At 62.7% G+C, this 24,068-nt stretch carries 23 protein-coding genes and 1 other RNA gene; 14 read left to right on the top strand and 10 right to left on the bottom strand.

Annotated elements, in window-relative coordinates; all coding sequences use genetic code 11:
- Positions 1 to 22: 22 nt before the first annotated feature.
- The gene (locus AC3WWH_RS15020) at positions 23 to 1,537 is read right to left on the bottom strand and encodes an MFS transporter (RefSeq protein ID WP_058321024.1); all 1,515 of its coding nucleotides are present in this window, start codon (positions 1,535 to 1,537) and stop codon (positions 23 to 25) included.
- 104 nt (positions 1,538 to 1,641) lie between these two features.
- Between AC3WWH_RS15020 and AC3WWH_RS15015 the strand changes: the two genes are divergently transcribed.
- Positions 1,642 to 2,196: a TetR/AcrR family transcriptional regulator gene (locus AC3WWH_RS15015; protein WP_058321025.1), complete on the top strand. Its 555-nt coding sequence runs from the start codon at positions 1,642 to 1,644 to the stop codon at positions 2,194 to 2,196.
- 120 nt (positions 2,197 to 2,316) lie between these two features.
- Here the strand turns inward: AC3WWH_RS15015 and AC3WWH_RS15010 are convergent, their stop codons facing one another.
- The 6 genes from AC3WWH_RS15010 to tkt all read right to left on the bottom strand — a co-directional run bounded on the left by AC3WWH_RS15010 (position 2,317) and on the right by tkt (position 9,622).
- Positions 2,317 to 3,252: a PhzF family phenazine biosynthesis protein gene (locus AC3WWH_RS15010; protein WP_058321026.1), complete on the bottom strand. Its 936-nt coding sequence runs from the start codon at positions 3,250 to 3,252 to the stop codon at positions 2,317 to 2,319.
- A gap of 235 nt (positions 3,253 to 3,487) precedes the next feature.
- Positions 3,488 to 4,513, bottom strand: a complete 1,026-nt coding sequence (locus AC3WWH_RS15005) for a class I fructose-bisphosphate aldolase (RefSeq protein ID WP_057254669.1) — start codon at positions 4,511 to 4,513, stop codon at positions 3,488 to 3,490.
- 248 nt (positions 4,514 to 4,761) lie between these two features.
- The gene (locus AC3WWH_RS15000; protein ID WP_058321027.1) at positions 4,762 to 5,958 is read right to left on the bottom strand and encodes a phosphoglycerate kinase; all 1,197 of its coding nucleotides are present in this window, start codon (positions 5,956 to 5,958) and stop codon (positions 4,762 to 4,764) included.
- Complete coding sequence (locus tag AC3WWH_RS14995; RefSeq protein ID WP_058321028.1) at positions 5,958 to 6,548, bottom strand: putative glycolipid-binding domain-containing protein; 591 nt, start codon at positions 6,546 to 6,548, stop codon at positions 5,958 to 5,960. Before AC3WWH_RS14995 ends, AC3WWH_RS15000 begins: the two co-directional genes overlap by 1 nt.
- Before the next feature lie 5 nt (positions 6,549 to 6,553).
- On the bottom strand, positions 6,554 to 7,564 hold the full coding sequence (gap, locus tag AC3WWH_RS14990) for a type I glyceraldehyde-3-phosphate dehydrogenase (RefSeq protein WP_058321029.1): 1,011 nt from the start codon (positions 7,562 to 7,564) through the stop codon (positions 6,554 to 6,556).
- A 75-nt stretch (positions 7,565 to 7,639) separates the two neighbouring features.
- Positions 7,640 to 9,622, bottom strand: coding sequence for a transketolase (gene tkt / locus AC3WWH_RS14985; RefSeq protein WP_058321030.1), 1,983 nt, complete (start codon positions 9,620 to 9,622; stop codon positions 7,640 to 7,642).
- Between the two features lie 339 nt (positions 9,623 to 9,961).
- Between tkt and AC3WWH_RS14980 the strand changes: the two genes are divergently transcribed.
- The 3 genes from AC3WWH_RS14980 to ssrS all read left to right on the top strand — a co-directional run bounded on the left by AC3WWH_RS14980 (position 9,962) and on the right by ssrS (position 10,832).
- Positions 9,962 to 10,231 carry a DUF4164 domain-containing protein gene (locus tag AC3WWH_RS14980; RefSeq protein WP_057254674.1) on the top strand — a complete coding sequence of 90 codons (270 nt, stop codon included), beginning with the start codon at positions 9,962 to 9,964 and terminating at the stop codon, positions 10,229 to 10,231.
- A gap of 11 nt (positions 10,232 to 10,242) precedes the next feature.
- Positions 10,243 to 10,620: a cell division protein ZapA gene (locus AC3WWH_RS14975; protein ID WP_057254675.1), complete on the top strand. Its 378-nt coding sequence runs from the start codon at positions 10,243 to 10,245 to the stop codon at positions 10,618 to 10,620.
- Positions 10,621 to 10,674: 54 nt separating this feature from the next.
- A non-coding RNA gene (gene ssrS / locus AC3WWH_RS14970) (6S RNA) lies at positions 10,675 to 10,832 on the top strand.
- Positions 10,833 to 10,857: 25 nt separating this feature from the next.
- On the opposite strand, the gene AC3WWH_RS14965 is transcribed toward ssrS, so the two are convergent.
- Complete coding sequence (locus AC3WWH_RS14965; protein WP_058325933.1) at positions 10,858 to 11,727, bottom strand: LysR family transcriptional regulator; 870 nt, start codon at positions 11,725 to 11,727, stop codon at positions 10,858 to 10,860.
- Positions 11,728 to 11,839: 112 nt separating this feature from the next.
- On the opposite strand from AC3WWH_RS14965, the gene AC3WWH_RS14960 reads away from it, so the two are divergent.
- Positions 11,840 to 12,058: a hypothetical protein gene (locus tag AC3WWH_RS14960; protein ID WP_058321031.1), complete on the top strand. Its 219-nt coding sequence runs from the start codon at positions 11,840 to 11,842 to the stop codon at positions 12,056 to 12,058.
- Positions 12,059 to 12,183: 125 nt separating this feature from the next.
- Here the strand turns inward: AC3WWH_RS14960 and AC3WWH_RS14955 are convergent, their stop codons facing one another.
- Positions 12,184 to 12,381, bottom strand: a complete 198-nt coding sequence (locus AC3WWH_RS14955) for a helix-turn-helix domain-containing protein (protein ID WP_244495716.1) — start codon at positions 12,379 to 12,381, stop codon at positions 12,184 to 12,186.
- A gap of 372 nt (positions 12,382 to 12,753) precedes the next feature.
- Here AC3WWH_RS14955 and AC3WWH_RS14950 point away from each other — a divergent pair, with 372 nt between their 5' ends.
- The 8 genes from AC3WWH_RS14950 to AC3WWH_RS14915 all read left to right on the top strand — a co-directional run bounded on the left by AC3WWH_RS14950 (position 12,754) and on the right by AC3WWH_RS14915 (position 22,325).
- The gene (locus AC3WWH_RS14950; RefSeq protein ID WP_057254677.1) at positions 12,754 to 13,326 is read left to right on the top strand and encodes a 5-formyltetrahydrofolate cyclo-ligase; all 573 of its coding nucleotides are present in this window, start codon (positions 12,754 to 12,756) and stop codon (positions 13,324 to 13,326) included.
- Positions 13,327 to 13,539: 213 nt separating this feature from the next.
- Entirely contained in the window at positions 13,540 to 14,364 is an 825-nt protein-coding gene (locus AC3WWH_RS14945) for a TIGR00282 family metallophosphoesterase (RefSeq protein WP_058321032.1), read from the top strand.
- A gap of 483 nt (positions 14,365 to 14,847) precedes the next feature.
- Complete coding sequence (locus AC3WWH_RS14940) at positions 14,848 to 16,002, top strand: efflux RND transporter periplasmic adaptor subunit (RefSeq protein WP_058321033.1); 1,155 nt, start codon at positions 14,848 to 14,850, stop codon at positions 16,000 to 16,002.
- Positions 15,999 to 19,178 carry an efflux RND transporter permease subunit gene (locus AC3WWH_RS14935; protein ID WP_058321034.1) on the top strand — a complete coding sequence of 1,060 codons (3,180 nt, stop codon included), beginning with the start codon at positions 15,999 to 16,001 and terminating at the stop codon, positions 19,176 to 19,178. Before AC3WWH_RS14940 ends, AC3WWH_RS14935 begins: the two co-directional genes overlap by 4 nt.
- 280 nt (positions 19,179 to 19,458) lie before the next feature.
- A complete protein-coding gene (locus tag AC3WWH_RS14930; protein ID WP_082640690.1) occupies positions 19,459 to 20,292 on the top strand; it encodes an MBL fold metallo-hydrolase in 834 nt (277 codons plus the stop codon).
- 17 nt (positions 20,293 to 20,309) lie between these two features.
- Positions 20,310 to 20,792: a hypothetical protein gene (locus tag AC3WWH_RS14925; protein ID WP_244495717.1), complete on the top strand. Its 483-nt coding sequence runs from the start codon at positions 20,310 to 20,312 to the stop codon at positions 20,790 to 20,792.
- Positions 20,793 to 20,877: 85 nt separating this feature from the next.
- The gene (locus AC3WWH_RS14920) at positions 20,878 to 21,624 is read left to right on the top strand and encodes a YebC/PmpR family DNA-binding transcriptional regulator (protein ID WP_057254682.1); all 747 of its coding nucleotides are present in this window, start codon (positions 20,878 to 20,880) and stop codon (positions 21,622 to 21,624) included.
- Positions 21,625 to 21,695: 71 nt separating this feature from the next.
- On the top strand, positions 21,696 to 22,325 hold the full coding sequence (locus AC3WWH_RS14915) for an HAD hydrolase-like protein (protein WP_057254683.1): 630 nt from the start codon (positions 21,696 to 21,698) through the stop codon (positions 22,323 to 22,325).
- Positions 22,326 to 22,333: 8 nt separating this feature from the next.
- On the opposite strand, the gene AC3WWH_RS14910 is transcribed toward AC3WWH_RS14915, so the two are convergent.
- Complete coding sequence (locus AC3WWH_RS14910; protein WP_057254684.1) at positions 22,334 to 23,335, bottom strand: LLM class flavin-dependent oxidoreductase; 1,002 nt, start codon at positions 23,333 to 23,335, stop codon at positions 22,334 to 22,336.
- A 171-nt stretch (positions 23,336 to 23,506) separates the two neighbouring features.
- On the opposite strand from AC3WWH_RS14910, the gene ruvC reads away from it, so the two are divergent.
- Entirely contained in the window at positions 23,507 to 24,019 is a 513-nt protein-coding gene (gene ruvC / locus AC3WWH_RS14905; RefSeq protein WP_057254837.1) for a crossover junction endodeoxyribonuclease RuvC, read from the top strand.
- Positions 24,020 to 24,068 lie beyond the last annotated feature (49 nt).

The raw sequence follows: 24,068 nt of genomic DNA, 5'->3' as shown, positions 1-24,068 counted from the left end.
CGGAGGGTGCCGGCGGTTGCTTTCAGTGGTGGCTTGCCTGACGGGATTCCGCCGGCGCAGTGCTGCCGCCACCCGTCAACCACCAGATGGCCGCGCCGGTGACAAAGAGCATGGCCGTCGCCACGATCACGACTGCGGTAAAGGCCTGCTCGAAGGCGAGCCGGGCGCGGGTTACCAGTTCGCCAGCCACATCCGCCGGCAGTTTCTCGGCGAGAAGCAGGGCTTCGTCGAGGCTGTCGCGCGCCATCGGTGAAATGGCTGCACCCTCCGGCAGCACGAGGAAGGCGGTGTAGACGACCGACATGACGGTGCCGAGAACGGCAATGCCGATCGCGCCGCCGAGCTCGAAGGAGACCTCTTCGATCGATGCCGCCATGCCTGCCCGCTCCGGCGGGGCGTTGAACATGATGGCGCTGGAGGCGGCGGTCATCGAGGCGCCGATGCCGAGGCCGAGGACGACGAGGGTGACGATCTGGGTCAGCGCGCCGGCCTCATGGGTCAGCAGGTATCCGCCGAGACCGAGGGCCGCGAGAATGAGGCCGGAGCGCAGCACCACTTCCGCGCCGAGACGCGGCAGCAGGGTGCCGGTCAGCGGACCGGCGACGAAGGCCGCGAGTGGGATTGGCAGAATGAAGAGGCCGGCCTGAAGCGGCGAAAGACCATCCACGAGCTGCAACTGCTGGCTCAGGACCAGCTCGATGCCGACGATGGAGGCGGATGCGACCAGCGCGGCAGCGACGCCGGAGGAAAACGCCGCATTGCGGAAGAGGCCGAAATCGATCAGCGGATGCGGGCTCCGGCGCTGGCGGCGCACGAAAAGAATGAGCGCGATGGCACCGATCACGGCGGCGGCGAGGCCCGCTTCCAGCGATGGTTCGCGCTTGCTGGTTTCCTTGACAGCATAGGCGAGACCGACGAGACCGACCATGATCTGGAACGATCCGAGTGCATCCCACGGATGTTTCGGATTGCCTGATGTGTTCGGCAGCACGCCGAGGCCGAGCAGGAGGGCAATGGCGACGATCGGCACGTTGATGAGGAAGACCGAGCCCCACCAGAAATATTCGAGCAGGAAGCCGCCAAGCACCGGTCCGATGGCGGCACCACCGGAGGCGATCGCGGCCCAGACGCCGATCGCCAGCGCCCGCTCGCGCTCGTCGGTGAAGGTGAGGCGGATGATCGACAGCGTTGCCGGCATCATCAGCGCGGCGCCGACTGCAAGCAGCACACGCCCGCCGATCAGGATCGCAGGGGTGGGCGCGTAGGCGGCAATCAGCGACGCGACGCCGAAGACCGCGAGACCGACGATGAAGGGCTTCTTGTGCCCGAGCCGATCGCCGAGCGTGCCGAGGCCGGGCAGAAGGCCGGCGACGACGAGGGCGTAGGCGTTGACGATCCAGAGCTTCTCGGATGCGCTGGCGCCGAGGTCATGGGTCAGGCGGGGAAGGGCAGTATAGAGCACCGTCATATCGACGACGATCAAAAGGAGTGCGCTCGATACGATGGCCAGAACGAGCCAGCGATTTTGCGGATGCATAGTACACCTCAATTGGCCACCCACAGGGAATTGGGGGCTAGGTCTTGTTAACGTCAGGGTCATTATTTAAATACGTACGTATGGATTTGAAATAGGAAGTCAAGATGGGACGACGTCGAACAATCGATCGTAACAAGGTTCTGGATGCGGCGGAGGCGATCGTGAACGCCGTCGGCGCTGCCGGCCTGACGATCGATGCCGTCGCCAAGGCGGCCGGCATCACCAAGGGCGGCGTGCAATATTGCTTTGGCAACAAGGACGGTCTGATCGACGCGATGATGGAGCGTTGGTTCAACGAGTTCGACACCGCGGTTGCGGCCGAGGGCGGCGACGATCCTGATCCGGTCAAGGCGATGCGCGCCCATGCGTCGGTGACTGCGCGAATGAACACGGCCGACAATGCCCGCACATCCGGCATGATGGCCGCACTTCTGCAGCGGGAAGAGCATATGGCGAAGAACCGCGCCTGGTACCGCGCTCGCCTCGATGGCATCGACCTGTCGACGGAGGAGGGGCGCCGGGCGCGGCTCGCCTTCCTCGCCACCGAGGGCGTCTTCCTGTTGCGTGGCTTCGGTTTCGTCGAGATGGACGACGCCGAATGGCAGGATATGTTCGCCGATATTCTCAAGCTTTTGCCGGAGCCCGGCGAGGCCGCCTAGAGCAATTCGAGGAAAAGTGTAAAACGGTTTTCCGTCCGGATTGCGCAATTTCAAACAGTTGGGGCAATTCGCTGTTTCAATGAAACAGTGAAATGCTCTAACGGTCGCCGCGGGAAAGCATTACAGGTCGATCAGACCGCGCATCGCGCTGACGCAATTGCCGGAAAGCCTGACTTGGCGAACGATGCCGCCTTGTTTGCGGACAGAAGCGCCGATGAGGCTCCGCCGGCCCATCTCCACGCCCTGCTCGATCGCGATCTCGACATCGATGTCCTGATCCGGCAGCAGCGAGACGAGATAGGCCGAAAGAGCGGCCGAGGCGCTGCCGGTCGCGGGATCTTCGTTGACATTGTCAAGCGGTGCGAACATGCGCGCCCGGATCTGCCAGGGCGTTTGCAGCGATCGTGCATAGAGGAACAGGCTGAAGCTGTCTTCCTCGGGCTTGTAGCGCGCATTCGCTGCATGGAAGGCCGTCACATTCGGCCGTGCCGTCGAAAGTGACGCGATATCACTGATTTCCGCGACCGCGAAGGGCAGGCCGACGGAAAGCCGGATAGGCGTATGGATGCGCGTGCTGATGGCTTCCGATGTGAGCGATGCGCAGGCAGCGATCGTCCCGGCGTCGATTTCCGGGCCGGCCGTCAGACCGCGCGGAACGACGATGCGGGCACCGATGACCTCGCCCTTCTCCCGCGACAATGTTGCCTCGACGAGCCCCGCCTTTTCCTCGAAGCGCAGGATGCCGCCGGGCACACGGCCGAAGATTTCCTTCTGTCGGCCGAGCACGAAGGCGGTGCCGACATTCGGGTGACCGGCAAAGGGAATTTCCATCGTCGGCGTGAAGATCCGGACCTCCGCCGTGTTGGCGGGGTCGCGCGGCGGCAGCACGAAGGTGACTTCGGAGTAGCCGAACTCGGTCGCGATCGCCTGCATCTGCTGGTCGCTCAGGCCCCGGGCATCCGGGATGACCGCGAGTTGGTTGCCGGCGAAACGCTCAGCGGTAAAGACGTCGACAGTGACGTAGGCGATGGATTGTGGCGAGGCGGCGGAGGTCATGGCACCGGCTTTCTCTACGGTTGGCTGTGAAGCCAAGACTTAAGCCAGCGTTCGCACGCGTCAAAGGCGCCAACTTGTTCCGGTGACAAGTTCCATCCGGCACGGGCAGCCAGCTCTTGGCTGGCCCTGCTGTCCAGGCGCTCCGCGATGTTGACGACGCATTCCTGCTGCGGATGTAGCCGAAGCAAAGAGGGGCCGACTTGCGGCCCCTCGGATCTCATCTCTCGACCATGCCTTATGCGGCCTTCTCGAGATCCTTCTTCCAGGTGCCCTTGGCCGCAAGGCTGCACATCTCAGCGCGATGCGAGAAGGCACGCTGGCCATCGCCGATGTTGTCGGCCTTGCCGTGCCAGGCGTTGAGTGCCTCCTGCTGCAGGGCTCGGCCATAGGAAAAGGTGAGTTTCCACGGCAGGTCGTGGGTGGCGTTCATCGCCGAAAGATGGGCCGTCGCCTCTTCGGTCGACTGACCGCCGGAAAGGAAAGCGATGCCAGGCACGGCCGAAGGCACCGTGCGTTTCAGCACCCTTATCGTGCGCTCGGCCACCTCGGCGACGGAAGCCTTGCGGGCCTTCTTGCCGTCGATGACCATGCTCGGTTTCAGGATCATGCCTTCGAGTCTGACGCGCATGGCGGCCAGTTCCTCGAAGGTGGTGCGCAGCGCCCACTCCGTCACTTCCTCCGCGCGGTCGATCGAATGGTCGCCTGGCGCTCCATCCATCAGCACCTCCGGCTCGACGATCGGCACGATGCCGGCTTCCTGGCAAAGGGCGGCATAACGGGCGAGCGCATGAGCGTTGGCACGAACGGCGCCCGGGCTCGGCAGGGTATCGGAGACGGCGATCACGCCACGCCATTTGGCAAAGCGCGCGCCGGCTTCGTAATATTTCGCCAGCCGCTGCGCGAGGCCATCGAGGCCTTCGGTGATCGTCTCTGCCGGGAAATTGGTCATCGGCTTGGCGCCGGCGTCGACCTTGATGCCGGGGATCGCGCCGGCGGCACGGATGATTTCGACCAGCGGCGTGCCGTCGACGGCATGCTGAAACAGGGTTTCCTCATAGAGGATGACACCGGAGATGTACTTGCGCATCGCCTTGTCGGCGCGCAGCAGCATTTCGCGGTAATCGCGCCTGGAGGTCTCGGTGGATTCGAGGCCGATCGTATCGAAACGCTTCTTGATCGTGGCCGTAGACTCGTCGGCGGCGAGCAGCCCCCGGCCGTTGGCGACCATGGCAATTGCGATGTCTTCCAGTCTTTCGCTCATGTTTTTCTCCCTAGACAGCGCTGATCACCAGGGACCAGGCAGGTACTGAAACAAACAGTTTCGGACCGACGGCGCACAGGGCAGCCGCCACGCTCCAAACGAGGGCGCGAGTAACAGGCGAAATTGTCCAGGAAAATGGCGAGAAAAGCGACTAAAACGATTTAAAATTTTTTAATCGATTGAACAATCAAGATTTTTTCTTGGTTGACCGGCGCGCAGCGGTTGTGTCCGCGCGCCGATTGGATGCGTTACTTCTGCTTGAGGATGTCGACGCCCGGGAGCGGCTTACCTTCCATCCACTCGAGGAATGCGCCGCCGGCGGTCGAGACATAGCTGAAATCGTCGGCGACTTCGGCATGGTTCAGTGCTGCGACGGTATCACCACCGCCGGCAACCGAGACCAGCGATCCCTGGCGGGTGCGGGCGGCCGCGTGCTTGGCAACGGCAACCGTCGCCCTGTCAAAGGGGGCGATCTCGAAGGCGCCGAGCGGACCGTTCCAGACGAGCGTTTCGGCCTTGGAGATCCAGTCGTTGACGGCGGCGATCGACTTCGGACCGACGTCGAGAACCATGGCATCGGCGGGAATGGCGTTGATATCGACCACTTCGTTGTCGGCGCCGGCCTTGAACTCGCGGGCGATGACGCCGTCGTCCGGCAGAACGATGGCGCAGCCGGCCTTGTCGGCGGCAGCAATGATCGCCTTGGCCGTGTCGGCGAGGTCATGCTCGCAGAGCGACTTGCCGACATTGATGCCCTTGGCGGCGATGAAGGTGTTGGCCATGCCGCCGCCGATGACCAGCGCGTCGACCTTGGTCACCAGGTTCTGCAGCAGGTCGATCTTGGTCGAGACCTTGGCGCCGCCGACGATCGCGACGACCGGCCGCTTCGGCTGGCCGAGGCCCTTTTCGAGCGCTTCGAGTTCGGCCTGCATGGTCCGGCCGGCATAGGCCGGCAGGTGATGGGCAAGGCCCTCGGTCGAGGCATGAGCGCGGTGGGCGGCGGAGAAGGCATCGTTGACGTAGATGTCGCCGTTGGCGGTAAGCGCTTCGACGAAGGCCGGCTCGTTCTTTTCCTCGCCCTTGTGGAAGCGGGTGTTTTCAAGCAGCAGCACATCGCCGTCGCTCATTTCGGCAATGGCGTTCTTCGCCTTGTCGCCGATGCAGTCGGCGGCGAAGTGGACGCGCTGATCGAGCACGTCCTCGACGGCCGGCGCAATCGTCTTCAGCGACATGTCGGCGACCGGTTCACCCTTCGGGCGGCCGAAATGGGCGAGCAGGATGACCTTGGCGCCCTTTTCGGCCAGTTCGCGGATGGTCGGCGCCACACGCTCGATGCGGGTCGCGTCCGTCACCACGCCGTCCTTGACCGGCACGTTGAGATCGACGCGCACCAGCACGCGCTTGCCGGCGATGTCGGTCAGATCGTCGAGGGTCTTGAAAGTCATCAGATAGTCTCCGGTGATAGTCTTTGGAAAAGGGTGGGATAGTCGATGACGAGGCCGTCCTCGTCCACGGGCAGGTCCGCGGCAAAGCTGCGATCCTCGGCCTCGTAGCGGTAGAGCCTGAAATCATCGAGGCAGGTGTAGTGCTGGCCGTCCACGACGGGCTCGAACGTGTCGAACGGCACGTAGAGCATCTTGAGCTTTACAGTGCCGGACTGGCGATCGAGGCCGAGCCGGCGGATCGGCAGCGTGTTGGTGAAGGGTGTACCGGCGAGGTCGATATCGATGCAACCATCGAACTCGGGAAGGGGAGCGCCTCGCGCCGTCATCCATTGGCCCGGGACGTCCGAGCGCAGATGAAGGCTCCGGCCGTCCGTCGTGTCGACCATGAGCTTGCGAACGTGCCAAGTGTCGTCGCAATCGATCCGGTAGCGCACGCCATAGGGCGTGCCGCCGCGGTTGCCGATGAGAACGCCGACGGCGCGGATGACCGCGCCGTCGGTTGTTTCGGTTTGCGTCAGCGTCAGGTGTTCGAGCCCTTCCCCTTCCAGCGGACGCCAGCGGACCGTCTTTGGAGAAAGGGCGCGAAACATCTGACTTAGATGAGCTTGGCGAAGGCGACCGCCGTGTCGGCCATGCGGTTCGAGAAGCCCCACTCGTTGTCGTACCAGGTGAGGATACGCACGAAGTTGCCTTCGACGACCTTGGTCTGGTCGATCGCGAAGATCGAGGAGTGGCTGTCATGGTTGAAGTCGCGCGAAACGAGCGGCTCTTCCGTGTAGCCGAGAACGCCCTTCAGCGCGCCGTTCGACGCAGCCTTGATGGCGTTGGTGATTTCCTCGACCGAGGTGTTGCGCTTGGCGACGAACTTGAAGTCGACGACCGAGACGTTCGGGGTCGGAACGCGGATCGACGTGCCGTCGAGCTTGCCCTTCAGTTCCGGCAGAACCAGGCCAACGGCCTTGGCAGCACCGGTCGAGGTCGGGATCATCGACAGAGCGGCAGCGCGGGCGCGGTAGAGGTCCTTGTGCATCTGGTCGAGCGACGGCTGGTCGTTCGTGTAGGAGTGGATCGTGGTCATGAAGCCGTGGTTGATGCCGATGGCATCGTTCAGGACCTTGACGACCGGAACCAGGCAGTTCGTGGTGCACGATGCGTTGGAGATGACCAGGTGGTCCTTGGTCAGCTGGTCGTGGTTGACGCCGTAGACGACCGTCAGGTCAGCGCCGTCGGCCGGAGCCGAAACGATGACGCGCTTGGCGCCGGCGGTCAGGTGCGCTGCAGCCTTGTCGCGGGCGGTGAAGATGCCGGTGCACTCCATCGCGATGTCGACGCCGAGTTCCTTGTGCGGAAGCGTTGCCGGATCCTTGATCGCCGTGACCTTGATCGGCTTGCGGCCGCCGACGGTGATCGTATCGCCTTCGACCTTCACCTCGGCCGGGAAACGACCGTGGATGGAGTCATAGCGCAGCAGGTGGGCGTTGGTTTCAACGGGGCCGAGATCGTTGATGGCAACGACTTCGATGTCGGTGCGGCCGGATTCGACGATCGCGCGGAGCACGTTGCGGCCGATGCGGCCAAAACCGTTGATGGCGACTTTTACTGTCATATCGGGTCTCTCCCTGTCTGGATGACGTAGTACGAAAAAATCGGGGCGCGCCTTTCGGCGCGCCCCGCAACTTGATCAGGAAAGCTTTGCTTCCGCAGCGGCGACCACCGCCTCGGGCGTGATGCCGAAGTGCTTGTAAAGGTCCTTGTAGGGACCGGAGGCACCGAAGGACGACATGCCGATGAAGGCGCCGTCGCTGCCGATGAAATGATCCCAGCCCTGGCGGATGCCGGCTTCGACGGCGATCTTGACCGGCGAGTTGCCGATGATCGCCTGCTGGTAGTCTTCGCTCTGTTCGGCAAAGAGCTCGAAGCAGGGAACGGAGACGACGCGCGTCGAGATGCCCTTGGCGGTCAGTGCCTGGCAGGCCTTGACGGCGATTTCGATTTCCGAGCCGGTGGCGAAGATCGTCACCTTGGCGTCGGCGGCCGAGATCAGGTCATAGGCGCCGCGGGCGCAGAGGTTTTCTTCCTCATACTCGGTGCGAACGGCCATCAGGTTCTGGCGGGTGAGCGCAATGCCGGACGGGCGGTTGTGGCTTTCGAGCGCCAGCTGCCAGCATTCGGCCGTTTCCGTGGCATCGGCCGGGCGGAACATCAGGAGGTTCGGAATGGCGCGAAGTGCTGCCATGTGCTCGACCGGCTGGTGGGTCGGGCCGTCTTCGCCGAGGCCGATGGAATCGTGCGTCAGCACGTGGATGACGCGGATGCCCATCAGCGCGGCGAGCCGGATCGACGGGCGGCAATAGTCCGAGAAGATCAGGAAGCCGCCGGAATAGGGGATGACGCCGCCATGCAGCGCCATGCCGTTCATGGCAGCGGCCATGCCGTGCTCGCGCACACCCCAGTGGATGTAGCGGCCGGAGAAATCGTCAGGCGTGATCGACTTGGTCTGGCTCGTCTTGGTGTTGTTCGAGCCGGTCAGGTCGGCCGAGCCGCCAATGGTTTCGGCGAGAACGCCGTTGATGACTTCGAGCGCGTCTTCGGAAGCCTTGCGGGTTGCCGGCGAAGGCTTGGTTTCAGCAAGCTTCTTCTTGTAGTCGTCGATGGCGGAGGACAGACGGCCTTCGAGCTCGCCGGAGAAGCGGCGAACGAACTGGGCCTTCTTCTCGGCATCGCTCTTTTCGAGGCGCTCTTCCCATTCCTTGCGCGTCTTGGTCGAGCGCAGGCCGGCCAGACGCCAGGCGTCGAGCACGTCGGAGGGAACGACGAAGGCTTCGGCTTCCCAGCCGAGTGCCTTGCGGGTGGCGGCGATTTCCTCGGCGCCGAGCGGCGAGCCGTGGACCTTGTGGGTGCCGGCCTTGTTCGGCGCACCGAAGCCGATCGTCGTCTTGCAGGCGATCATCGTCGGCTTGTCGGACTTCTGGGCCTCATCGATCGCGGCGGCGATCGCTTCCGGGTCATGGCCGTCGACGGCGATGGTGTTCCAGTGGCAGGCGCGGAAGCGGGCGTGCTGGTCGGTCGAGTCGGCGATCGAGATCGGGCCGTCGATCGAGATGTTGTTGTCGTCCCAGAAGACGATCAGCTTGTTGAGTTTCAGGTGGCCGGCGAGCGAAATCGCTTCCTGGCTGATGCCTTCCATCAGGCAGCCGTCACCGGCGAGCACATAGGTATAGTGCTCCATCAGGTCGGAACCGAATTCGTCGCGAAGCTTGCGTTCGGCGATCGCCATGCCGACGGAATTGGCAAGGCCCTGGCCGAGCGGACCGGTGGTCGTCTCGATGCCGGCGGCGTGGCCGTATTCCGGGTGGCCGGCGGTGCGGGCGCCGAGCTGGCGGAAGTTCTTGATCTCGTCGATGGTGATGTCTTCGTAGCCGGTCAAATAGAGCAGCGAATAGAGCAGCATCGAGCCATGGCCGGCCGACAGCACGAAGCGGTCGCGGTTCGGCCAGGAGGGGTTCTTGGGGTCAAAGCTCAGATAGCGCGTGAAGAGGACTGTCGCTATGTCGGCTGCACCCATGGGCAGGCCTGGGTGGCCGGAATTTGCCTTCTCGACGGCATCCATGGAAAGGAAACGGATCGCATTTGCCATCCGGTCGTGTTTTTCGCGAGAGATCATGACTGTTCCGTTTTGCGTTCGGTGGTCAGGGAACGGTCTCTATCCTCCAAAGACCGCGCAAGAAGCGGCTGACACATAGCAGGTGCGCCGTGCGAGTCAATAAATACGGGCCTTCCGCGGCCATTTGACGGCAGGTCGTTCCGGTCCTTGTCTCGCAATGCAACAGAGCTTTCGCACTGCCGTTGAAGAAAGCCGGCTACGCAATCCATCCACAGCTTCCGTAGTTGTTTGCGGAGCTTGGCATTGTTGAGACTTACGTAATAGGTTTAAAAAAGATCGAGCCGAAGCGGCGGACGGGATTCGGGCGATTCGGCCTCACGGGCGAGGTATTCGGAACACATGCCGGCAAAGACTGTCAAAGCGGCGATCGATGAACTGCGGAACGCAGTGCAATCCCTGGAGAATGCGATCGACGGTCGGTTTGACAGGGAACGGGATTTCGGCGAGTTCGAAGGCGAGGTTCGGCGTGTCAACACCGACCGGTCGCGACTGGCACAGGAACTCGACCAGTCGCAGTTCCGGGCGAACCGGCTCGAGGAGGTTAACCGCGAGGTTTCCCGCCGCCTCGTGACGGCGATGGAAACCATTCGGGCGGTGCTCGACCGCTAGGATAAAGCGACATGGCGCAGGTCACAGTATCGATCGACGGCAAGGCCTACCGGATGGCCTGCGAGGAAGGGCAGGAAGGTCACCTGACCGAGCTTGCCACGAAATTCGATCAGTATGTCGGACATCTCAAGAGCCAGTTTGGCGAGATCGGCGATCTGCGCCTCACCGTCATGGCCGGCATCATGGTCATGGACGAGCTCAGCGAGGTCAACCGCCGGCTGAAGAGCCTCGAGGCCGAGGTCGGCAATCTGACTGATGGTCGCGATGCCGCACTTTCCGACCAGATGAAGAGCGAGGAGGCGCTGGCCTCTGCCCTCAGCGAAGTCACCGCGCAGATCCACAGCATTGCCGCCAAGCTGAACGGCCGCACCACGACACCAGCAAGCTAAAGGTTTCGGTGGCGAGCCTCTGGCGCGAAGCACCGAGACACTTTATATATCGACTGCGGTCTGCGCTTCCCGACAGGAACCACAATCCCCGGGGCCATACTCGATCTCAAGGGAGCCGTCCCTGTCCGGGCTCGTGGGTCTGGACACATGGCGCCCACCTACTTTGTAGGTACCCGGGATCGTAAACTATCCATCGGTTGTGTGGATCGCACCTTCTCCCCCCCTTCAGGCAGCCGTTCAATCTCCGGCAAAGGCCCGGCGAATGGCGTCGGCCATGGCCTCGACGATCCGGTCCTTGCCGTTCCCCGCTTTCGATACCCGCAACACGACGTTGGAGTGGTCGATCACTTCATAGCCGTCGTCGGCCGTCAGTTCGCGGCACCCGGCCGGAATGCTGCTGCGGGCGAGCGGCGCAATGGCAAGGCCCGACACCACTGCAGCCATCAAGCCGCCGCTCGTGCGGCTGACATAGGCCACGCGGCTTTCCAGGCGGCATTTCCTGAGATTGCGCTGGGCGAGGTCGTCGCACCAACCGCCTTCCAGATAGGTATAGGTGGCGATCGGGAGCGGTCGCCGCTCGTCGGTGCGGTGCTGCTCCGAGGTCACCCAGACGGTCGGGTCCATCATGAGCACTTCGTTCTTCGTGCGCCCGCCGGGTTCAAAGACGACAGCGAGATCGAGCTCGCCGGCTTCCAGTGCCGCGATGTTGGTCATCGAAGCGCCCTGCTGAACGGTCACTTCGACGCCGGGGTGGATGGCGGCGAAGGTTCCGAGCGCTTTCGGCAGGGTAGAGTTGATGTATTCCTCGGGTATGCCGATCCGGACCGCGCCGTCGAGAGCGGGCTGGCGCATCGCGGTGGCCGTGTCGTCGAGCAGCGTGACGATGCGTCTGGCATTGTCGAGCAGCCGCAATCCCTGCGGCGTCAGCACGACGCCACGCGAGTGGCGCTCGAACAGCGCGTCGCCGAGCATGTCCTCGAGCTTCTTGATCTGCATGCTGACGGCGGATTGCGTGCGCCCGACAATATTGGCGGCGCGTGTGACATTGCCGGTGTCGACGACCGCAAGAAAGGTTCTGAGCAATTCGCTGTCGAGGGGGAGGGACATGGTTGTATCCATCAGAAATTCTGATAGCAGCCATGCTCGCAATTCGTTTGTCAGATGTCAACGCGAGGACGAAGATTGGCTGGTTCGATCATCTTGCGCAGGGTCATTCTCCATGAGCGTGCTTGTCCTCTTCGCGTTTTCCGAAGCCTCCATCGCGCTCCGGCGTCGAGCGATGCAATGGTCTTGCGACGTCCTGTTTCCCGAGGTGCCGGTGGACGTGCCATCAGGCAAGCCGGCGCTCCTGCGCGATGCGGGGATCTATCATGAGGCAGCCGACATGATGCAGCGGGAAAAGCTGGCGATCGCCTACCGGTCGCACTGGCTGTTGTGAGCGATCTTACCGGCAGATACGGGATTAGAGCGCCGTGCGTTCAGGTGAACGCACAAAGACGCTTTAGCACTTTGATTCTAGAGCATCTTTCCGCCTCCAGTGATTCCACTTGAGAGCGGGATGCTCTAGGAGATGAGGTCCAGCCTGGCGGCGCGAAACACCGCTTCGGCGAGATTGCCCGCCTGCAACTTACGCATGGCATCCGTTAGTGCCCGATCGATCCGATCGAGCGGAATGTCGGTCTCGCGCACCATGTCCTGGCGCGTGCGGCCGCGTGCGGCGAGCGTCAGGCAACGCAGTTCCAACGGGTCGAGTTCGTTCATCTGGTCCTTCATGGACGTCGGCTTTTCCACTGCTGCCTGCAGGAGCGCGTCCATACATCGAACACGGGCATTAGTTCCTGCTAATTATTTGAAATCGTGTCCTTATTTGCACGCGGCTCATGTTTCGCGAAAGCGGAACCCTTGCCCATGATGAATGGAAAGCTAATGCTGTGCCGAACCGGGAAGGAGGTGGCATGATTGTCGCAAACTGCTGCAAATGCGGCGATGCCGGTGGGTGGGCGAAAGATGCCATTGCGTAAACAGGCTGGTGGCCGGCCCGGGAATCGGCGAGAGATGGGGAACTTGTGCCATTTCGGGAAGTGATTTTCTCCGGCGACGATGGCGGGCGGCGGGTTGGCAGGAGAGGACGCGATGTCACCGAGGGATTTGAAGGCAGCACTGCGCAAGGAGAGGCTGGCATTGCGCGATGCAATGTCGGCGGAGATGCGGATCGAAGCGAGCCTGACCATGGCCGATCACGCTGGCGACGTCATCGCGCTCGATCCCGGACACATCGTCTCCGGCTTCTGGCCGATCCGCTCCGAGGTCGACATCCGGCCGCTGATGGCGCGGCTGAAGCAGCGTGGTGCCAGGCTCTGCCTTCCCGTGATCATGGACAAGCAGACGATCATCTTCCGCGAATTGCTCGATGGCATTGACGTCATCGCCACCGGATTCGGCACGACAGGTCCGGGACCGGACGCACCTGAACTCGATCCGGATATCATGCTCGTACCGCTTTCCGCGTTCGATTCGACCGGCCACCGGATCGGCTATGGCGCCGGCTATTACGACCGCGCCATCGACCGGCTGCGCAACAAGGGCCACCTGCCAAAGCTGATCGGCATCGCCTTCGACTGCCAGGAAGTGACATCCGTGCCGGCCGAACCGCACGATGTCGCGCTCGACGCCGTGCTCACCGAGAGCGGGTTTCGGCATTTCTGAGTTCATTTCGCCAAGACCGTGGAGTGGGCTAAAGCCTTGAGACCGCAGAGGTCGGGGCGGCAGGTCGTTGCGCGGTTTTCGCTGATTTCATCTAAGGCGTTTCCTGCGCGGTCGGGATCGTGTAGACGCTCTATCTCTTTGTTTTACGCAGTTCCGGACGCAACAACCGCTGACGCGCTTCCGCCGGGCTGCCCTGGTGGGATTTGAGCGAGCATGAGGCTTCTGTTTCTGGGAGATATGGTGGGCAAGACGGGCCGTACGGCGGTCTGGGAGCGGCTTCCAGGACTGGTTGGTGACCTCAAGCTCGATTTCGTCGTCGTCAACGGCGAGAATGCGGCCGGCGGTTTCGGCATCACCGAAGACATCTTTCTCGAGACGATCAACGCCGGCGCCGACGTGGTGACGACCGGCAATCACGTCTGGGACCAGAAGGAAGCGGTCGTCTTTTGCGAACGGCACGATCAGTTCCTGCGCCCTGCCAACTATCCGGCCGGCACACCTGGCCGCGGCTCCAACCTATTTTTCGCCCGCAACGGCGCCCGCGTGCTGGTCGCCAACGTCATGGGCCGCGTCTTCATGCATCCGGAGCTCGACGATCCCTTCAAGACGGCGGAAGCCATCCTCGACGCCTGCCCGCTCGGCGAGCAGGCGGATGCGATTGTCTTCGATTTCCATGCGGAAGCCACCAGCGAGAAGCAGTGCTTTGGCCATTTCGTCGATGGCCGCGCCAGCCTCGTCGTCGGCACCCATACGCACGTGCCGACCGCCGACCACCAGATCCTCAATGGCGGTACGGCCTATATGAGCGACGCCGGCATGTGCGGCGACTACGATTCCTCGCTCGGCATGGACAAGGAAGAGCCGCTCAACCGGTTCATTTCGAAGATGCCAAAGGGGCGTTTCGAGGCGGCCTCCGGTCCCGCGACCATCTGCGGGCTTGGCGTCGAGATCTCCGACCGCACCGGGCTTGCCGAAAAGATCGCGCCGCTGCGCCTCGGCCCGAGGCTGGGCGAGACGATCCCGGATTTCTGGTCCTAAAAAACGAAGCCAGCAGCACCGCCTGCTTGTCGAACGCGCTTCCGGTTGAAGCGCACGCTGCCACGTATCGCCTTCCGGGAATTGATTTTTTTCAAGGTGACAACCCCATCAAATGATGGCAGGTTATCGCGAAATCACGCCGGGCCGGGGCGTGATGTATTCGAGTGTTTTCCAGTGATGAATACCGTCCGCAGTCCTGAATTGCGGGCTTGTGCTGCCGACACCGGACAATCGGGAGCAGGCGCTCTCTGCCCGGCGATCTCGATCCAACAGCGTTCGCCGGCCCAGAGCGGGGACCGCTGTATCATTTAATTGCTTGTGTGACTTTGCCTCTTGGGTCGCTGCCGATCCGAGTATTTGTGCGGAGCGGGAGAGTGATGCGGCGATTTTCCGCTCATGTCCTGTTCTGAAGTATTCAAAGGATTGCGGTGGTTGGTCGGTCCGGCTGCTCACCGCCATCCAAAGTGCATTCGGAGGGCGTGCATGTTGTCTAAATGGCATTTGCCGATGATCGTCGGCGCTTCTCTTTCCCTTCTTTCCGCTGTTGGTGCCCAAGCACAGGACGCGCAATTGCCTGTCGTGACCGTCGCCAAGCCGGTCGTGCGTGACGTGATCGACAGCGACGAGTTCATCGGCCGCTTCGAGCCGGTCGACGAGGTGCAGGTTCGCGCCCGCATCGGCGGCTATCTCGACGAGGTCAATTTCACCGACGGCGCCCTGGTGAAGAAGGGCGACAAGCTTTTCGTCATCGACCAGCGTCCCTACCGCACGGCCCTCTCCCAGGCCGAGTCGACCCTGGAATCGGCGCGCTCAACGCTGGAATTCGCCGAGTCCCAGTTCAAGCGCACGCAATCGCTGACGGGCACCGGCACGCTGTCGGTTTCGACGCTTGACGATCATCGTCGTGCGCTGCTTTCGGCGCAGGCGCTGGTGCGCGGTTCGGAAGCGGCGGTCGAGCGCGCCAAGCTCGACCTCGACTACACGACCATAACCGCGCCGCTCAGCGGCCGCGTCGACAGGCGCTTGCTGTCGACGGGCAACCTGGTGCAGGCGGACCAGACCGTCCTGACGACGATCGTCTCGCTCGATCCGATCGACTTCTACTTCGACGTCGACGAACGGCGGCTCTTGTCCTATGCGCGGGTCGCGCGCGAACGCGGCAGTGCGTTGCAGGAAGGCGGCGGTGCGCTCGAGGTACTCGTCACAATCGCCGACTCGCAGGAGGAACCGTTCAAGGGCAAGCTCGACTTTGCCGAAAACCGTGTGGACCCGCAGAGCGGCACCATGCGCGTGCGCGCCCGTCTCGACAACCCGAAGCTGGTGCTGCAGCCTGGTCTCTTCGGCCGTGTGCAGATCGAAGGCTCGAACACCTACAAGGCCGTGCTCATTCCGGATGAGGCGATCGGCGCCGACCAGAACGAGCGGATCGTCTATGAGGTGACAGCCGATGGATCGGTGGTGACCAAGCCCGTGCGGCTCGGACCGAAACTGCATGGCTATCGGGTCATCCGCAGCGGCATGACGGGCGACGAGACCATTGTCGTCAACGGCCTGATGCGGGCGCGCCCCGGCACCAAGGTAAAGCCCGAGATGATTCAGCTTCCCCCTGAGGCGCAAGCGGCGGGGACGACGCAATGAGGTTCGCTCACTTCTTCGTCGATCGACCGATCTTCGCTTCGGTGCTTTCGATCGTCCTTTTGATCGTCGGCAGCATTGCCTATTTCCAGCTTCCGGTGGCGCAGTACCCGGAAATCGCGCCGCCGACCATTGTCGTGCGGGCGGCCTATCCCGGCGCCGACGCCAATACGGTCGCCAACACCGTGGCGACGCCGCTCGAACAGGAAATCAACGGCGTCGAGAACATGCTCTACATGTCCTCCTATTCGACCGCTGACGGCTCGATGGCGCTGACGATTACCTTCAAGCTCGGCACCGATCTCGACCAGGCACAGGTGCTGGTGCAGAACCGCGTGTCGATCGCCGAACCGCGCCTGCCGGAAGAGGTCCGACGCATCGGCATCACCACGGCCAAGAGCTCGCCCGACCTGATGATGGTCGTGCATCTGCTCTCGCCGACCGAACGTTATGACCAGCTCTACGTCTCGAACTATGCCCGCACGCGCATCCGCGATCTGTTGGTGCGGCTCGACGGCGTCGGCGACGTCATCCTGTTCGGCGAGCGCGAATATGCGCTGCGCGTCTGGCTCGATCCGGAAAAACTGTCCGCCTATGGCATGACGGCCGGTGACGTGGTGCAAGCGTTGCGCGAGCAGAACGTGCAGGTCTCCGGCGGTTCGATCGGCGGTCCGCCGGCGCCGGGCGACAGCGCCTTCCAGTATACCGTCACCACCGACGGCCGCTTCAGCGATGCGCGGCAGTTTCGCTACGTCATCGTCAAGGCGACGGAAACCGGTCGCCTCGTGCAGTTGCAGGATGTCGCCCGCGTCGAGCTCGGTGCCCGCGAATACGTCAACAACAGCTATCTCGACGGCAGCCCGGCGGTGGCGCTCGGCATCTTCTCGCGGCCGGGCACCAATGCGCTCGACGCTGCCGAGCAGATCCAGAAGGTGATGACCGACGTCGCGAGTGATTTCCCGGAAGGGCTCGAATACCGGATCGTCTACAATCCGACCGAGTTCATTTCGGAATCGATCAACGAGGTCTACAAGACGATCGGCGAAGCGGCGTTGCTCGTTGCCATCGTCGTTCTCGTCTTCCTGCAGTCCTGGCGCACGGCGATCATCCCGATCGTCGCCATCCCCGTGTCGCTGGTCGGCACCTTCGCCTTCCTCTACGCCTTCGGCTTCTCGCTGAACATGCTGACGCTGTTCGGCCTGGTGCTGGCGATCGGTATCGTCGTCGACGATGCGATCGTGGTCGTCGAGAACGTCGAGCGAAATCTCGCGCGCGGCATGACCCCGCGTGAGGCCTCGCACGTGACCATGGACGAAGTGGGAGCCGCTGTTATCGCGATCTCGCTGGTGTTGACCGCCGTCTTCGTGCCGACGGCCTTCATCCCCGGCATCGCCGGCCAGTTCTATCTGCAGTTCGCCGTGACGATCTCGGTTGCGACGGTCATTTCCGCCTTCAACTCGCTGACGCTGTCGCCGGCACTGGCGGCGATCCTCTTGAAGCCGCACGAAAACGGCCATCACGAGAGCCGCAACCCGCTGACGCGCTTCGGCCGGGCACTGGCCAACGGCTTCAATAACGGTTTCGACCGAATGGCCGAAGGCTATGCCTGGATCGTGCGCAAGCTGGTGTCGACGAAGACGGCAGTGGCCGCGGCGCTCCTCGTCTTTGTGGGCCTGCTCGGCGCCACATGGTACATGGCGCAGATCGTGCCGAGCGGCTTCGTGCCGACCATGGACCAGGGTTACGCAATCGTCGTCATCCAGCTTCCAGACGGTGCCTCGCTCGACCGCACCGACGCGGTGGTCAAGCGGGCGTCGAAGATCATCCAGGATGTCCCTGGAGTGAAGAGCGCCGTCGCCTTTGCCGGCTTCAACGGTGCGACGTTCACCAACGCGTCCAATTCGGGCGTGGTCTTCGCCCCCTTCGAGAGTTTCGAAGAGCGGTTGAAGCACGGCCAGAGTGCCAACCAGATCATCGGCCAGCTCTATGGCAGCCTGCAGAGCATCCAGGAAGCCTTCATCATTGCCGTACCGCCACCGTCGGTGCGCGGCATCGGCAACTCCGGCGGCTTCAAGATGCAGATCATGGATCGGCAGGGCGCCGACATGCGGCGCGCGCTGGGGCTTGCCTATCAGATGATGGGTACGGCCAACCAGACGGAAGGGCTGACCGGGGTGTTCACCACCTTCTCAGCCTCCAGCCCGCAATACTTCCTGGCGATCGACCGCGACAAGGCGCGCACGCTCAACGTGCCGATCCCCAACATCTTCGAGGCGCTGTCGATCAACCTCGGCACCTCCTACGTCAACGACTTCAACGCCTTCGGCCGTGTCTACCAGGTGCGGGCGCAGGCCGATCAGCAGTACCGTATCGAGCGCGACGATATTCTGGCGCTGAAGGTTCGCTCCGCAACCGGGGCGCTGGTGCCGATGGGCACGCTCGTCGAAATCCGCGACACCGCCGGTCCGACGCTCGTGCAGCGTTACAACATGTACGTATCGGTTCCGGTGCAGGGCAACCCTGCGCCGGGAGTCTCGACCGGCACAGCCCTCGACAAGATGGAGGCGCTCGCCGCCCAGATCCTGCCGCAAGGCACGACCTTTGAGTGGACGGAACTCGCTTTCCAGGAGCGCCAGACCGGCAATACCGCGGTGTTCATTTTCGCGCTGTCGGTGGTCTTCGTGTTCCTGGCGCTGGCGGCCCAGTATGAAAGCTGGGTGCTGCCGCTCGCGATCATCCTGATCGTGCCGCTCGGCGTGCTCTCGGCGCTGGTCGGCGTGTCCGTCCGCGGTCTCGACAACAACGTGCTGACGCAGATCGGGTTGATCGTTCTGATCGGCCTTGCGGCCAAGAACGCGATCCTGATCGTCGAGTTCGCACGCCAAGGTGAGGACGAGGGCAAGACCCCGATCGAGGCGGCGGTGGAGGCAAGCCAGCTGCGCCTCAGGCCCATCCTGATGACCGCCTTCGCCTTCATCCTCGGCGTGGTGCCCCTGATGATCGCCACCGGGCCGGGTGCGGAAATGCGCCAGTCGCTCGGCACGGCCGTGTTCTCGGGCATGCTGGGCGTCACCTTCCTCGGCCTGTTCCTGACGCCGGTCTTCTACGTCGCGCTCAGGTCATTCCGGCGGCGTAAGCCGGTGGTGACGGCGGAGCCTACGGCCCATCCCGCCGAGTAGGGGTACGGGTCTGTACATTACGGCGCCCCGGCAGAAATGCCGGGGCGTTTGCCGTAGGAGCGGGACATGTTTACTTCCTCGCTCTTGAAGTGCGGTGACACAAACGTGAGCAGGACCAGCCGTTTGTAACTGGACGTGGTCAGGCGCTTGAACAATTCTCTCCCTGCCCGTGACGCCATCATCAGGCCGAGCGAAGGCAAAGGCTTCCATTCGCTGTGCAACGGCTATCTGCCACGTGCCCTTCGGGCCGAGGTCAGAAAGCAAGTGAGAGAGGTGAAGGCTGATGCTCCGGTACCTTGTCTACACGTTCGCCGCCATCTGGCTCATTCACGCGTTCTGGCCGTCGGTCGCGCATGCGCAGCAACCACCCCGCCATGTCAGTCAGTGCCAGGCGATTGCAGAAGCCATACCGCAGGCGACCTTCGCCAGCTTCACGCCCGTTGCTGCCACCAAGGGAAAGGCCGTGGTCGGTGAGGTAACGATCACCTATCTCGGCCATTCCACCTTTCTGATCGAGACGCCAGACGGCGTGTCGATCGCGACCGATTACAATGGCTGGTTCGCGCCCTCGTCGCCTCCGACGGTCGCGACGATGAACAAGGCGCATTCGAGCCACTATACGCTGGCGCCTGACCCGGCGATCAAGAATGTGCTGCATGGCTGGGGCGAGAACGGCGTACCCGCCCGTCACGACCTCGTGGTGGGCGACACCTATATCCGTAACGTCACGACGGATATCCGTGCGGGTGGCGCAATGGAGCACGATGGCAACTCGATCTTCATCTTCGAGGTAGCGGATCTTTGCATTGGTCACCTCGGCCATCTTCATCACGAGCTCGACGACAGCCACTACCGCCAGATCGGCCGGCTCGATGTGCTCATGGTGCCTGTCGATGGCGGCCTGACCATGGGTGCCGAGAGCATGAGCCGGGTGGTCAGCCGGCTGCGCGCCTCGCTGATCCTGCCGATGCACCGCCGTGGCCCGCCGATCGACGCCTTTCTGGACATGTTCGGCGACGACTACGAAAAACGCTTCGCTGACAGCGCCAGCATCAAAGTATCGTTGCGTTCCTTGCCAAGCAAACCATTGATTTATATTCTCAAGGGCGTCTGAACACTCAGGATCGCCCAATGAAGTTGCTTGTGGTCGGCGTTTCGATTTTTCTCTCCCTTTCGACCCTTGCCGCGGCGGGCGGCGCACCGCCACCGCGCATGCCCTCTCCCGAAGGACAACAGCAGCAAAGTCTACCCGAGACGGCAGCACAGCCCGTGGGCGAACAGGAGATGTTCATGATGCCGTCGGGCAATATCGGCTGCGTCTACACGCCGGCCGGCGGCACCGCGGTGTACCAGCCTCAGGACGGTGGGCCTGAGCTTGCCTGCGATATCGTCGCGCCGCGCTATGTGCGCGCCACGCTCGGCCGTGCAGGGGCCGCCACACTCAATCACGCCGTTGGCGATCCGAGCTGCTGCTCGGCAGCTCAGGTGCTCGACTATGGGCAAAGCTGGTCACGGGGGCCGTTCGCGTGTGCTTCCGAACGCACCGGCCTTTCCTGTCGCCGCGACGACGGACACAGCTTTCTGCTCAGCCGTGCGCAGGTCTCTGCCGACTGAAAAGCCGCGCCCCGGCTGGACGGAAAGCAGCAATAAAACTATAAGGCGCCCCATTCCATTCAAATTCATGCATGCAGAGGGTGCCATGGCTGGCCATTCACAGTTCAAGAACATCATGCACCGCAAGGGCCGTCAGGATGCGGTGCGCTCGAAAATGTTTTCCAAGCTCGCGCGCGAAATCACGGTTGCCGCCAAGTCCGGCATGGCCGATCCGGCCATGAACGCGCGTCTGCGTCTGGCGATCCAGAACGCCAAGGCACAGTCGATGCCGAAGGACAACATCGAACGGGCGATCAAGAAGGCCTCCGGCGGCGACGCGGAAAACTACGAAGAAGTCCGCTACGAGGGCTACGGCCCGGGCGGCGTTGCCGTTATCGTCGAGGCGCTGACCGACAACCGCAACCGTACCGCCTCCAACGTGCGCTCGACCTTCACCAAGGCCGGCGGCGCGCTTGGCGAAACCGGTTCGGTTTCGTTCTCCTTCGATCGTGTCGGCGAAATCACCTACAAGCTCTCCGCCGGTGACGCCGACAAGGTGATGGAAGCGGCGATCGAGGCCGGTGCCGACGACGTGACCACCGACGAGGACGGCCACACCATCATCTGCGGTTTCGAAGCGATCGGCGACGTTTCCAAGGCGCTCGAAGACACGCTCGGCGAAGCCGAGACTGTCAATGCGATCTGGAAGGCGCAGAACACCGTGCCGGTCGATGAAGAAAAGGCGCAGTCGCTGATGAAGCTCATCGACACGCTCGAAGACGACGACGACGTCCAGAACGTCTATTCGAACTTCGAAGTGTCGGACGAGATCCTGGCGAAGCTGTCGGCCTGATCGGACGGCCTATCGTTACCGGAATATGCACCCGTGTCCGAAAGGGCACGGGTTTTTCTTTGGATGGCCCGATGACCTATGACTTCGCGATCTTCGATTTCGATGGCACGCTTGCCGACACGGCGGCGAGCTTCATGGCCGCGTGCAACAGTGCTGCACGGCGCTACGGCTTCCGCGAGCTTTCCGTCGAGGAATTCCAGTCACTGAGGACGATGGGCAATCGCGAGATCATCGCGCATCTCGGCGTGCCAATGTGGAAGCTGCCGCAGATTGCCGGCTTCATGCGCCGGGCCATGGCGTCCGAGGCCGCGTCCGTGCGGCTGTTTCCAGGTGCGGCCGATCTGCTTTTGCGATTGAAGGCGGCAGGCATCGGCATTGCGATTGTCAGTTCGAACGCGGAGGAGGGCATTCGCGCCGCGCTCGGCGACGTGGCGGCGACCGTCGATCTCTATGAGTGTGGCGCGGCGCTTTTCGGCAAGGCGCAGCACTTCAAGCGGGCGATCCGTCACTCCGGTCTTGATCCGGCGCGCGTGCTGGCGATCGGCGACGAGGCGCGCGACATCGAGGCTGCGCGCAAGGTTGGCGTGGCGGCTGGCGCCGTTTCTTGGGGCTATGCCGATCCGAACTTTCTGCAGGGGCTCGGACCGGATCGGTTCTTTTCACGCATGGATGAAATCGCACCGGCCTTCGGAGCGATCTGATTGCGGCTTCATGCGGCCTTGACGAGTTCCTTCTGCGCGTCGGCGAAGAGGCGAAGCGAATGCAGGCGCGCCTCCATGTCGAAGATCGGCATGGAAATGATCAGTTCATCGGCCTTCGTCTGATCGAGGAAGGTTCCGATTTTCCGGCGGATCGTCTCGGGCCCGCCGACGACGGCATACATCATCGAATGGTCGACGAAGATCTTTTCGTCATAGCTCCAGAGCCCATCCATCGATTGAACCGGCGGCGGGAACTGTCCGCGCGCATTGCGCCGCAGCGCCACGAAGGATTGCTGCATCGAGGTGAAGAGATAGTTGGCCTCTTCGTCCGTATCGGCGGCGACGCCCATGACACCGACCATGACATGCGGCTTGTCGAGCGTCTCGGACGGCGTGAAGCGCTCGCGATAGATCTCCAGCGCCGAAAGCAGCATGTCTGGCGCGAAATGCGATGCGAAGGCGAAGGGAAGGCCGAGCATGCCGGCGAGGTGAGCGCTGAAATGGCTTGAGCCCAACAGCCAGATCGGCACGTTGGTATCGGCGCCCGGAACGGCGATGATCTTCTGATCCTCTGCAACAGGGCCGAGCAGGGCCTGCAGTTCCACGACGTCGTTCGGGAAGTTGTTGCCGCTTGCTTCCATGTTGCGCCGCAGCGCCTGGGCGGTGCGCATGTCGGTGCCGGGTGCGCGGCCGAGGCCGAGGTCGATGCGGCCGGGATAGAGTGCGGCCAGCGTGCCGAACTGTTCTGCGATCACCAGCGGCGAATGGTTAGGCAGCATGATGCCGCCGGAGCCGACGCGGATCGTCTTCGTGGCTGCGGCCACATGCGAGATCACCAGCGAGGTCGCCGCACTGGCAATGCCTTTCATGCCGTGATGCTCAGCGAGCCAGAAGCGCTGGTAGCCGTTTTCCTCGGCAGCCTGGGCCAGACGGCGCGAGTTTTCGAGTGATTGGGCGATGCTGCCTCCTTGCGTGATCGGGGAAAGATCGAGGACGGAGAAAGTCGCCATGGCATGGAGCCCTTTATTGAGGGAAATTGATGAAAGGCTATGTAAGCTCAATTTTCCTCAATCCAAGGGCAGTGGCGAAGAAATCCTGAAGCCCGTCTCACCTGTGCGTATGTTTTTGTTTTGTTCACTTTTTGCTGGCAGCGTCCGGGCGAGCATCATAGGGTGAATTTCATGCAGAACACGATTCGCATCATCGGCATCGATCCGGGCCTCCGCCGTACCGGCTGGGGCATCATCGAGACGCTCGGCAACTCGCTGCGCTTCGTGGCCTCCGGCACGGTGACCTCCGATGGCGAGATGGATCTCGCCTCGCGACTCTGCCAGCTGCACGACGGGCTTGCCGAGGTGGTGCACAGCTACCAGCCGCACGAGGCGGCGGTCGAACAGACCTTCGTCAACAAGGATGCAACCGCGACGCTGAAACTCGGCCAGGCGCGTGGCATTGCGATGCTTGTGCCGGCGCGCGCGGGCCTCAGGGTCGCCGAATATGCACCGAACGCGGTCAAGAAGGCTGTGATCGGCGTCGGCCACGGCGAGAAGCAGCAGATCCACATGATGATCAAGGTTCTGATGCCGAAGGTCGAATTCAAGGGCAACGATGCGGCGGACGCATTGGCCATCGCCATTTGTCATGCTCACAACCGTCAATCGGTGACAAGCCGGCTCGCCGCATTGATGGCGTAGTTGCAGCAGATCTAAAGTGTTAAAGCGACCTTAGCGAGTCTTGTAGACG

The sequence above is a fragment of the Ensifer sp. EB106-03-01-XG145 genome (genome assembly GCF_058792075.1).
Note: the sequence above shows the minus strand (reverse complement) of the source record. Positions and strands in the feature narration are given on the sequence as shown.